At 35.0% G+C, this 11,594-nt stretch carries 13 protein-coding genes and 1 pseudogene; 12 read left to right on the top strand and 2 right to left on the bottom strand.

Annotated features, from left to right (window positions below; all coding sequences use genetic code 11):
* Positions 1 to 219 precede the first annotated feature (219 nt).
* Positions 220 to 399 (bottom strand): annotated as a pseudogene (locus D1953_RS08475) (acyltransferase family protein); the annotation flags it as partial.
* 615 nt (positions 400 to 1,014) lie between these two features.
* Between D1953_RS08475 and D1953_RS08470 the strand changes: the two are divergent.
* From D1953_RS08470 to D1953_RS22070, 4 genes are all read left to right on the top strand, one after another.
* On the top strand, positions 1,015 to 1,530 hold the full coding sequence (locus tag D1953_RS08470) for a YehS family protein (RefSeq protein WP_119116745.1): 516 nt from the start codon (positions 1,015 to 1,017) through the stop codon (positions 1,528 to 1,530).
* A gap of 425 nt (positions 1,531 to 1,955) precedes the next feature.
* Entirely contained in the window at positions 1,956 to 2,099 is a 144-nt protein-coding gene (locus D1953_RS21205) for a hypothetical protein (protein WP_182480550.1), read from the top strand.
* 66 nt (positions 2,100 to 2,165) lie between these two features.
* Positions 2,166 to 2,480 (top strand): ADP-ribosylglycohydrolase family protein, encoded by a 315-nt coding sequence (locus tag D1953_RS22075; protein ID WP_342769231.1) that lies wholly within the window; start codon positions 2,166 to 2,168, stop codon positions 2,478 to 2,480.
* On the top strand, positions 2,461 to 2,661 hold the full coding sequence (locus D1953_RS22070) for an ADP-ribosylglycohydrolase family protein (protein WP_342769230.1): 201 nt from the start codon (positions 2,461 to 2,463) through the stop codon (positions 2,659 to 2,661). Before D1953_RS22075 ends, D1953_RS22070 begins: the two co-directional genes overlap by 20 nt.
* 211 nt (positions 2,662 to 2,872) lie before the next feature.
* On the opposite strand, the gene D1953_RS08460 is transcribed toward D1953_RS22070, so the two are convergent.
* Positions 2,873 to 3,004: a small, acid-soluble spore protein L gene (locus tag D1953_RS08460; protein ID WP_119116744.1), complete on the bottom strand. Its 132-nt coding sequence runs from the start codon at positions 3,002 to 3,004 to the stop codon at positions 2,873 to 2,875.
* Positions 3,005 to 3,208: 204 nt separating this feature from the next.
* On the opposite strand from D1953_RS08460, the gene D1953_RS08455 reads away from it, so the two are divergent.
* The 8 genes from D1953_RS08455 to D1953_RS08425 all read left to right on the top strand — a co-directional run bounded on the left by D1953_RS08455 (position 3,209) and on the right by D1953_RS08425 (position 11,592).
* The gene (locus tag D1953_RS08455) at positions 3,209 to 3,484 is read left to right on the top strand and encodes a MutS N-terminal domain-containing protein (protein ID WP_119116743.1); all 276 of its coding nucleotides are present in this window, start codon (positions 3,209 to 3,211) and stop codon (positions 3,482 to 3,484) included.
* A gap of 227 nt (positions 3,485 to 3,711) precedes the next feature.
* Positions 3,712 to 3,921 (top strand): YppF family protein, encoded by a 210-nt coding sequence (gene yppF / locus D1953_RS08450; RefSeq protein WP_182480549.1) that lies wholly within the window; start codon positions 3,712 to 3,714, stop codon positions 3,919 to 3,921.
* Between the two features lie 501 nt (positions 3,922 to 4,422).
* A complete protein-coding gene (locus D1953_RS21945; RefSeq protein WP_257467688.1) occupies positions 4,423 to 4,557 on the top strand; it encodes a hypothetical protein in 135 nt (44 codons plus the stop codon).
* Between the two features lie 556 nt (positions 4,558 to 5,113).
* Positions 5,114 to 6,475, top strand: coding sequence for an aspartate aminotransferase family protein (locus D1953_RS08445; protein WP_119116741.1), 1,362 nt, complete (start codon positions 5,114 to 5,116; stop codon positions 6,473 to 6,475).
* Between the two features lie 3 nt (positions 6,476 to 6,478).
* Positions 6,479 to 7,999, top strand: coding sequence for a pyridoxal phosphate-dependent decarboxylase family protein (locus D1953_RS08440; RefSeq protein ID WP_119116740.1), 1,521 nt, complete (start codon positions 6,479 to 6,481; stop codon positions 7,997 to 7,999).
* Entirely contained in the window at positions 7,977 to 9,728 is a 1,752-nt protein-coding gene (locus D1953_RS08435) for an IucA/IucC family protein (RefSeq protein WP_119116739.1), read from the top strand. The genes D1953_RS08440 and D1953_RS08435 overlap by 23 nt, the downstream gene beginning before the upstream one ends.
* Positions 9,725 to 10,324: a GNAT family N-acetyltransferase gene (locus tag D1953_RS08430; protein WP_119116738.1), complete on the top strand. Its 600-nt coding sequence runs from the start codon at positions 9,725 to 9,727 to the stop codon at positions 10,322 to 10,324. The genes D1953_RS08435 and D1953_RS08430 overlap by 4 nt, the downstream gene beginning before the upstream one ends.
* Positions 10,303 to 11,592, top strand: coding sequence for a lysine N(6)-hydroxylase/L-ornithine N(5)-oxygenase family protein (locus D1953_RS08425; RefSeq protein ID WP_119116737.1), 1,290 nt, complete (start codon positions 10,303 to 10,305; stop codon positions 11,590 to 11,592). The genes D1953_RS08430 and D1953_RS08425 overlap by 22 nt, the downstream gene beginning before the upstream one ends.
* Positions 11,593 to 11,594: the final 2 nt, after the last annotated feature.

The raw sequence follows: 11,594 nt of genomic DNA, 5'->3' as shown, positions 1-11,594 counted from the left end.
AGGAATTTGAAAGGAATGAGTGACAAACAAATCGGTTGGCCCCCTTTCTCTTTTACTTACACTCATTATATCAGAACATTTGTTCTTGACACAAGAGTATATCCTATAAAAAAATCGAACCTCTGACGTGTCATCAAACACGCCCGGTTCGACCTCTCTCTCATCCCATCCCTAAAGGGGGTGTGACTCACACCGTAATGGGCTTTCTCGTTCGGAAAATCGGTAAAAACCTTTTGCAAAGAATCCCGATACTAAAATAAATGCAGGCATATGGAAGGTGTATATCACTTTATATATAGTCTCGTTATCTTCAATAAAAGACGTTAGAAAATGGCCAAAAACAACAAAGAATATCAGGATAAATTTTGCGTTATCGAAATAATAATTATGTGTTTTTATGATTCCCTTCAGTACTGATACTTTTTTAAAATTATATTGGCAATTTCTTTGAATGAGTGTGGATTCCCTATTATTTAAACAAATTTAAGGTTTAACGTTATGTTCGGTATTTAACTGTAATAATAGTAATTTAATCATTTAGGAAAAGTGTATTGGAGGAAATCAACATTACAGCAAGCATTTAATCTAGCTGATACCTATTATCTTTCAGACAAAGGCCTTTTGTGAAAAAAGGACTTTTTGATTGCAATTTATTTAAAATCTTTGTTTTAACGTACTTTATCCGAGCTATGATATTGGGGCTGTAAGAAATGAACTCTTTGTTAAGAATGAGACGGGAGAACAGGGGGAAAGCTGTTCAAAGCGAGATTGAATTCATACATACATAAATTATTCGGAGCAGCATCATTATTCATAGATGAAAAGGACATTGAGATTCTCTGTTTCTAACAAGTCCTATTTGCACCCAAATCAGTTTTTTTATAAAATCTTTTATTTAGTTCCGATACTTTTACAATAATACGTTTATTTAGGTTATGATGATTAGTATTGGTTCTTAAAAGGACAATAATAATGATGACTATACATATGGCAATATGATTTGGAGGTTTATAAATGGATAACAACGATATATTAATTAGGCTAAGATATGCTCTAGATATAAAAAATCAAGATATGGTAGAGATATTTAAACTTGGCGGTATAGAAGTTACAAAAGACGAAGTACTAAAGATCCTTACAAAATCAAAAGATGAGTACGATGATGAAGTTGATGGAGAGGAAACGGAAGATCAGATCAAGTGCACTAATAAGATGTTAGAGTCCTTTTTAAATGGCCTTATTACTTTTAAAAGAGGTAAACAAGATTCAAAACCAGGACAACCGAAAAGCCCTGAACCTACTGAAAAGAACAAGGACCATATGAATAATATGCTGCTTAAAAAATTGAAAGTAGCCCTGCAATTAACAACGGAAGATATGCTGGATATCCTTGATGACGGTGGTATCATTGTATCAAAAGGCGAATTAGGCGCGATTTTACGAAAAGCAGGACATCGAAATTATAAAGAATGCGGTGATAATTTCACCCGTAAATTCTTAAAAGGTTTAGCTTACACATATAGAGCATAATTTATCGTGGCCGTCGTCTAAGAAGCTATTTAAGTTATTTCTTGCAAAGAAAATAATAAATGTATGACGATTAACGGTTTTAGAATCAATCTTTTTCGTTTCGTTGTAATTTGAATTCATTTTCTCTTGGAAATAAATTCGAATTATTTACATGCTTCCTCGAATATGAAAAGAAAAGCGATATCAAAAGAGGGTAACTTCAAAAGGTAAGTTTGTAACGACCTTTTGAAGTTACCCTCTTCATTTTATTCTTCGTCATGTTGGGAATCGTACTACATGTCTATCAAGCAACAGTATTTTTGCAATATCATCCAATTGGATAAATCCTCATTTAAAAGCGTTTTTAACCTTTGAAAATTAATAGTATTATAATAACAGGTATTATAGTTGTGATTTGTTATATTTAGAACAGGATTCAGTATACGATGGGAGTTATTCGAGAGTTTGGTAAAGCAGTGAATAAGGTTGCCGGTGGAGCGGCAACAGGCGGAATCAAGATCATAAGTAAAGCCGTTTCCTCTAAAAATGAGAAGCTAGGTGAAGATATTAATGCAATGGAGGCAAAATGATGTTAAATAAAAGGCGGACTTTTTGGGGTTGCTATTGGTGATGCGCTTGGAGGTACCACAGAGTTTATGAGTAAGGAAGAAATCATACATAAATATGGAAGGGTGACCGATATTATTGGGGGTGGATGTTGGGACCTCATACCGGGTGAAACAACAGATGATACCGCCATGACGCTTGCCGTTGCAAAGGGAATTATTACGAATTCAAGCGAACCCATTGAAGAAATTGGCAGAGAATTTTTCAAATGGTTTAAGACAAATCCAAAAGATGTTGGCATCACAATTAGAGCGGTTTTTGAAAACTACGAGGAAGACTGGTTCGAGGCTGCAAAAAATGTTCATGATTTACTAGGTGGGAAAAGTGCTGGAAACAATTTATGAAGCAACATTGGATTCGGTACCAGGTTGCAGACCTGATGGATATGTAGTGAATACGATGAGATGGGTGCTTTATTGGTTATTGTATAGCGACACATTTGAAGAAGTGGTTGTTGGAGCTACGAATATGGGAGATGATAGCGATACGATTGCTGCTATTGCAGGGGGGGGCTTAGAGGCATAGAAGTGGGATTTAATGAAATTCCTGAGAAATATATCAATAAATTAGTGGATAGAGAATTGCTAACACAGATGTCAAATGCTCTTTATGACATCCGCGATAATAAATAAAGCGGTTTTGGATAAGAAAAGCACTATTTTAAAAGAATTAGTTTAGGATTGTGGGACTTGCATATTATGTGTAAGTCCCACAATCCTTATCTAAGACATATTTGTTATTTTGTATTATTCTTCTTAGCTGCATTCTCAAGTTGGGACTTCGGTTGTCTTTCCCGCTCTACACCTGTTGAATATCCTTGAGGATTCACTCCACTAAATGCTTTTGCACCACGATTTTTTTTACTCATATGACACCTCCTTACACTAGTATTTACAAAATGCTAAAACTCATTTTGGTTATTTTTGTTAAGTATATTAATGGTTCTTATAACAACTGTATGCAGAAAATATACAGAGTTTTTGTAGCAGTGTAGTCAAATAATAAGAACGTAGAAAATAATAAATACTTAAGAAAAGATTTGAGGATATTAGCTGAAGGATGGTGATCTGTAATGCATAAAGGGGATGAAGTTTATATCACCAGAACAGGTAAATTCTATCACTACTTCGACGATGACTGTCCCACGACCTCACGGATTCTAAAGGGTAAAACTCCAGCAAGAAAAATTAAAGAGGAAGAGGCAATCAAGGGAGGATATACTTTATGCAGACATTGTGCAAAAGAGTATGCCGAAGACTTGGCTGAACGTCGAGGCTGCAGTACAGCGGCTATTTTCTTTTTAGCAGCCGGTATCGGTGCAAGTTTTATTTTGAAAATTTTCATTTAGATGAACGATATTTCCTATTAGCGCTCACAGTTATCTGCTTTTTTGCTACAGAAAGAATTTTAAGAGTATATTAGAGAAAAAACCTCTTCAGTAATGATTAAAAAATATTGTAAAAACATGTCGTAAGTTTGAATTTTCAAAAAATAAGTGAAGAGTAATTAACATGATACAATATGCATAAGGTTAGACATTATTTTGAAAAAATACAAGTGGAATGGGTGATTACTATGTTAGTAGAAGATTTAATACATCAGTTTAAATTGGTAAAGGATAAGAACCCATTAGATGTCAATGAATTGCTAGATTATATCCAAAAAAGCTATATTGATGGGGAATTATGTATTGTTGAATACAAAAAGCTTTTTTTTGAGTTGAACAAACGTGGGGCACAAAAGCCAGATTCATTTTTATACAAGCAGCACCTAAAAGCAAATTAAGTATTTGATAATTAAATTTTGAGATAATTCTAACTTTGTAATTGACAAATCCGGGGTGGTTTAAAACGGCATATTTTGAGAGATAACAAAGCCTATTGTACTGCTCATTTTAAATCAAGATAGTGTTTTTACCGAAAATGGAGTGACTTACGTTTTTGTAAATGAACTATGTTAATATTATGTAAGTAAAATATTATTGCAGATGATTTAGAATAAATATTTTTATTTAGAAACTGAAAAGTTAGTTGTATAAATTGGTCGAGAGACAAAATCGAATAAAACAACAAAACAAGAGTGTGGATATAAATTCACGTTCTTGTTTTGTTGTTTTTTTCTTTTTTAGGCAATCTGAGTGTAAATGTTAATTTTTATTATCAAATATTCATAATGAGTACAAACATTGCGAAGATTTAATAATAATTGATGCTCTTTTTTAGAGGAAAACATAAGTTTAGTAAAAAGGGACAAACTGTATGTGAAGTAAGAAAGGAGATGTGGGATATGACAAAAAAATTTAATAAAGGCAGCCGTAATCAGAATTCACCACAATTACATGGCCAGGCTTCTGTCAGCGGAGACAACAGTAAAGGAAACAAAAGAAACAAAGATCAGAGCGATAAAACAGATGGTGTGTAATGTAAATAAAACAAACCGGTTATATTCAGACCGGTTTGTTTTATTTACAAGGGATGCCAAGCTATTAAATACCCTATGAATTATAGCTATTTATTTGATTGGCTGCGTTAAACAATATTATTGTTTATAAAATGATTTTTGATTTCTACTCGCTCTGGCTTCATGAAACAATTTCCCTCTAGTTTCATGGAGAAAGAGTTAAAATGAGCTGAAAATCAACAATTCTTTCGGTTAAATCCCCCCTCATTCGATTAGTTTTGAATAAAGTTTTTCTGGAAATTATTTTTCTCAAAAAATATTCACTTCAAATAAATAGTTACCCCTCTACACAATTAAAGTATACCATTTGAATGCTAAAACATTACTCATCTTTCCGTATAAGCGTGTATTTGGAAGAAGGGAACGGAAGATATTTTGTGAATTTCTACAAGTTGCTGAAAAATAGGAATAATTTCTTATTTTCTTAAAATTACATTGACACTGATAATCATTTTCACTTATTGTTTATATGCGATTGATAATCAATATCAATTAAAAGTTGCTAGGAGGATATGATATGTCTACTTTAATTAAACCTTTAGTTTCAAATGAAACTTTGCTTTCTATGCAAGAGATTCGAGAGTCCAATGCTAGGTCTTATCCACGAAGACTGCCATTAGCAATCCAAAAAGCAAAAGGTGTCATGATTACAGATATGGATGGCAAACAATATTTTGATTGTTTAGCCGGGGCAGGTACATTAGCTCTTGGTCATAACCATGATGTTGTTCATGAGGCGATTCAAGAGATACTTAATAACTTAATACCATTACATACTCTAGATTTAACAACTCCTGTTAAAGAAGCATTTGTTGATGAAGTATTCGCTAGTCTACCAGAGTCATTTGCTGGTAAAGCGAAAATCCAATTTTGTGGACCTACTGGTGGAGATGCAATTGAAGCAGCTCTTAAGCTTGTCAAAACAGCAACAGGAAATCGTTCCATTTTATCTTTTCAAGGGGGGTATCATGGGTCAACTCACGGAACGTTAAGCATTAGTGGAACTACGAGTCCGAAAAAGCATATTCATGCCCTATTGCCTGATACACATTTCTTACCATATCCATATGAATATCGCTGCCCATTTGGACTTGGGAAGAATGGACATGAATTTATTAGTACATATATTGAAAACACATTAGATGATCCTGAAAGCGGAATTGTCACACCAGCGGGAATTATCGTGGAAATTGTTCAAGGAGAAGGTGGTTCCGTACCGGCACCTATTGAATGGTTAAAGCAATTACGACGTATTACAAAAGAAAGAAACATCCCGCTTATTATTGATGAAGTACAAACAGGTATTGGCCGTACAGGAAAGATGTTTGCATTTGAACATGCTGGTATTGAACCTGATGTACTCGTTTTATCAAAAGCAATTGGAGGAAGCTTACCTTTATCTGTTGTTATTTACGATAAAAAATTAGATAAATGGGAATCTGGTGCACATATCGGAACGTTTCGAGGCAATCAATTAGCAATGGCAACGGGTCGAGCTACTTTACAATATATTAAGGAACATCACTTACCTGAACATGCTCATCAACTAGGGTATTACATGCAAACACAGCTGAAAAAAATTCAGCAGCAAGTAAAATCGATTGGTGATGTACGTGGTCGAGGTTTAATGATTGGTGTGGAAATAGTGGATAAGACTCAAGCACCTAATTCAATCGGGAGTTATCCAGGAGATGGAGAACTTGCAAAAGCTATTCAAAAAGAATGTTTTGATCGCGGTGTCATTTTAGAAGTAGGTGGAAGACACGGAGCCGTGATTCGATTATTACCGCCGTTAATTATGAAAAAAGAACAAATAGATGAAGTGCTTGTTCGTTTTGAAGATGCGATAAAAGCTGCTGAAAAGAAATGGGTGAAATAAATCGTGACAGCATTCAATAAATGGTTTTTATCATCATCCGCAAATAGTATTGATAACTATTATCAGTATATGTCAGAGGTAGTAAAAATAGTGGGTACCCACTACCAAAGCCTTGAAAAACCATATGAATATATTGAGATGGAGGATATTCAAGAGAAGGCTGCTGAATTTGTAAAGCTTGAAAATGAAGGGAAGCTACCAAATGCTATTTTCGAGTCTATACAGAATCTGGTCATGAAGTATTCATTACATATTTCTCATCCTGGTGCTATGGCTCATTTACACTGCCCACCTATGATTCCAGCTCTTGCTGCTGAAGTAATTATTACAGCTCTCAATCAATCGATGGATTCATGGGATCAAAGTCCGGTAGCTACTTATATAGAAGACGGCGTTATTCAGGAAATGATTAAAAAGATTAATTATCCTAAAACTGCTTCTGGAGTGTTCACGAGTGGCGGTACGCAATCCAACTATATGGCCTTGCTGTTAGCGCGTAATGAATATTGCGCTAAGCATTTCTCCATCAATGTGAGTAAGCAAGGATTACCAGCGGAAGCGCAGAAATTTCGAATTTTTTGTTCGGAAAAAGCTCACTTTACCGTACAGCAATCAGCTGCTCAATTAGGTCTTGGTATGCAATCTGTCGTAACAATAAAAACGAATGAACGCTTTGAAATGTGTCCTGAGCATTTATATGAAGAAATCGAAAGAGTAAAAAAGCAAGGGGATATCCCATTCACAGTTGTGGCGACGATAGGAACAACTGATTTTGGAAGTATTGATCCACTTCATGAACTAAGTAAATTAACCGAAAGGGAAAATATATGGCTGCATGCAGATGCGGCGTACGGAGGCGCTTTACTATTCTCGCACTCATATAGTCATCTAGTTTCTCATTTACATAAAGCAGATTCTATTACGATGGACTTTCATAAATGGTTTTATCAGCCAGTTAGCTGTGGCGCATTTTTTGTGAAAAAGGCCTCTATGTTTGAACACATTCAACTGCATGCCGATTATTTAAATCCAGAAGAAGATTCACAGCTTCATTTAGTTGACCGCAGTATTCAAACGACGAAGCGGTTTGATGCTCTTAAATTATGGTTGACATTTCAAGCAGTCGGTAAACAAGAGTTTGGCGACATGATTGATTACACAATTAGAACAGCGAGACAGACAGCTGATTATTTACAAGAGAGAAAAGATATCGAATTGCTGAATACTCCTGAAATGAATGCGATAGTATTTCGTTATCAACCAAACATTCATTACAGAGATAAGCAAAAACAGCGAGTATTTGAAAATACTATCAATCAGTCCATTCAACAGCTTTTCTATGACCAGGGCCGATTGATTATGGCGAAGACAAAGAATCACGGGCAAGTCTACTTGAAACTGACCATGTTAAATCCGTTAATTACATTTGATGAAACGGTTAAACGATTAGATGAAGTGATTAGTCTAGGAAAAGACCTTGAAAAAAAGGAGGAACGATTACGTGAACACGCAACTATCAGCTAGTTTTATTACGATGCAAAACCTAATCAATTGCTATATTCGAGAAACGGGACAAGGGATATGGCGATCTGTAAACGGCATATCTAATGAAGAAGTATTGGTCATTGAATTAAAGAAACAACCAGTGACTCTTTATTTGCCTGTAAAATACCGCTCCGTAACAGGGAGGCACTTATTTAAGCGAGAGTTATGTTATCAAATCCATCATCAAGAAATGAAGGAACTTGATATGGTTACACTTCTCTCACTGTTCATGAAAGAAGTAACGGATGATTTGTTACAAGTTAATGATTTCATCGTACGTGTTCTTTTAAGTTATGAAAATATGAATCTATTTATTGAAAGAAGGAAACATGAACTAGAAGAATGCTACAAATGGGATAAAACATTTTTACAGTCAGAGCAATCTTTATTAATTGGTCATCAGCTTCATCCAACACCAAAAAGTCGTCAAGGTATTTTACCTGAAGAAGAATTTATATTTGCTCCGGAATTAAAAGGGAATTTTCAGCTTCATTATTTTAGAGCGCATCGTTCAATTGTTAAAGAACAATCGGCTTATAGTCAGTCAGCTACAAATATAATAAAGAAGCAATTAATACAAGATAAAACAATATCAAGGGAATTCACCTTGAAATATTGTCAAGATGATGAATATACGCTCATACCGATGCATCCACTTCAAGCACGCTTTTTACTAGGGAAAGAAGAAGTGACTAATTGGATACATAAAGAGCAGCTTACTTATTTAGGTCCGCAGGGTGGACTCTTTTATCCAACATCGTCTGTGCGTACAGTATATAGTCCTGATGCGGATGTGATGTATAAATTCTCGATTCCTGTAAAAATCACAAATTCTTTACGTGTAAATAAAGTGAAGGAATTGAATCGTGGTGTGGAGGTAGCACGATTACTACAAGCAAGTTTGGAAAGTGAATTACACGCTCAATATCCTGCTTTTCAGTTTGTTAAAGACCCCGCTTTTGTCATGTTAGGCGATGAGGAACTTGGATTTGAAGTGATGATTCGTGACAATCCGTTTAAAGAAGAAGGATACAATACGACTCTTCTAGCCAGCTTATGTCAAGACCATGTATTTAATGAAGCATCACAACTCACGAACATTATTCGGAACATTTGTAATAATAACAATCTTACTACTGAACAAGCGAGTGAGATTTGGTTTAAACGTTACATTGATATCACGTTAAAACCAATGCTGTGGTTATATACACAGAAAGGAATTGCTTTAGAAGCACATCAACAAAACTCGATTATTCACTTAGATCAAGATGGCTATCCGTCAATATTTTATTATCGGGATAATCAAGGCTACTATTTTATGAAATCAAAAGAAGCAGCGTTGCGTGAGTTGCTGCCAACATTGAATCGAGAAAGTGATACCGTATGTGAAGATGGGGTTGCCGAGGAGCGTTTCCGTTATTATGTATTTTTTAATCATATATTTGGGCTCATTAATGCATTTGGAGTAAGTAATCTTATCGATGAAAGGAAGTTATTGACCCTTTTACGAGAAGAACTTACACCATATCTATTACAAGATCATACGCAGCTTGTCACTTCACTGCTTGAACATAAGGAGCTTCCTTGCAAAGCTAATTTCTTAACACGTGTTCATGATATGGATGAATTAGTAGGAGCTCTAGAAACTCAATCCGTTTATGTAAACATAGATAATCCATTATATAAAGCAGTAGGTGTGAACCAATGAAAATGGGGTTACAAACTAATTACCCGTTTACAATTTACGACTCTCGGGTGAAGAAAGAGCTTACATTCCGTCCGGTTTCTTTAAAAGAGGATTTTGACCATTTACATAGATGGATGAATGAGCCGCATGTCATTCCTTATTGGAATTTAAATATTGATAGAGATGCTTATATGCGGCATTTGCAAACATTTTTAACGGATGCTCATCAACAATTACTAATAGGTGAAATGAACGGAGTGCCGATGAGTTATTGGGAATCGTATACAGTGGAAGGAGATATCATTAGCAAATATTATTCAAACGATCCAGGTGATCAAGGTATTCACTTATTAATTGGAGAACCTGCCTACTTAGGAAAGGGATATATCTATCCATTGCTTTTAAGTATTTTAAAGAGAAAATTTGAAATGGTTGAGACGAAAAAAGTTGTAGCAGAACCGGATATCTGTAATGAAAAAATGATAGCAGTATTTAAAAAATGTGGTTTTCAGCCTATTAAAGAAGTGAAATTACCAGATAAGACGGGCTTATTGCTTAGCTGTGAAAGAGAAGTATTTGAAAGAAGGTGGAGTCAATGGAACAACGGAACATTTTAGACATTATTGGCGTAGGGGTTGGACCATTTAATTTAGGATTAGCAGCATTGCTTGAAAAAACGGAATGTACATATATGTGCTTTGAACAAAAGCCACAATTCAATTGGCATCCTGGTATGCTCCTTGAAGGAACGACCTTACAAGTTCCATTTATGGCTGATATGGTAACAACGGTGGACCCGACAAGTCCCTATAGTTTTTTAAATTATTTGCATGAAAATAAACGGTTGTATCAGTTTTACTTTTTTGAAAAATTTCAAATTCCACGTAATGAATATAATCACTATTGTCAATGGGTCGCAAATCGTTTAAGAGGTTTGAAGTTTAGCAGTGAAGTTACAAACATTACGCTTCATACAGAAGAAGATACTTATTATGAAGTAACCGTTCAACATGAAGAAAGCGTTAAAACACACTACAGTCGTCACATCGTAATGGGGATTGGAACGAAACCCATTTTTCCAAAGGACTTTCAGTCGATGTATAGTGATCAATTATATCATTCCGCTCACTATAAAATGAAACGCGAACAAACATTGAAAGCAAAAAGTATTACAGTTGTCGGCTCAGGTCAAAGTGCAGCTGAAATTGTATACGATTTATTACAACAGCAGCAGGATCAAAAATATGAGTTGAGTTGGTACACGCGTTCTAAAGGGTTTTATCCAATGGAATATTCAAAACTTGGCTTAGAACATTTTTCGCCGGATTATACACGCTACTTTTATCATTTAGAGCCTGAAAAGAAGCAACAAGTACTACAAAACCAAGCGCTGCTTTATAAAGGAATTAGTGTCCAAACAATTAACGATATTTATGAACTATTGTATGAGCGAACAATTGGTGGAGAAAAAACACCAATCAAAATTCAAGCGTTAACCGAATTATCGAATATTGAAAGAAAAGAAGACGGCCAACGATTAACCTTGTATCAATATGAACAAGGGGTATACCAGCAAACGATAAGTGATGTAGTGATTTTAGCAACTGGTTATCAAAGCTCATTACCTTCCTTTTTAGAAGGAATGAAACAGTATGTAAAGTTTGATGACCAAGGACAGCTAGAAATAGATGAACAATATAAAGTTAAAACGACAGTTGATGGAGCTTCATTATTTATTCAAAATGGTGAACTTCATACACATGGAGTAGGAGCGCCTGACTTAGGGCTTGGTGCTTATCGAAATGCAGCGATTATTAATCAAATTGCTGGAAAAGAAGTGTATAAACTGTATAAAAGAAATATCTTTCAGCAGTTCGGATTTTAATA

Origin of the sequence: Peribacillus asahii (assembly GCF_003570725.1) — a bacterium.
In the GTDB taxonomy this organism is placed as follows: domain Bacteria; phylum Bacillota; class Bacilli; order Bacillales; family DSM-1321; genus Peribacillus; species Peribacillus asahii.
Note: the sequence above shows the minus strand (reverse complement) of the source record. Positions and strands in the feature narration are given on the sequence as shown.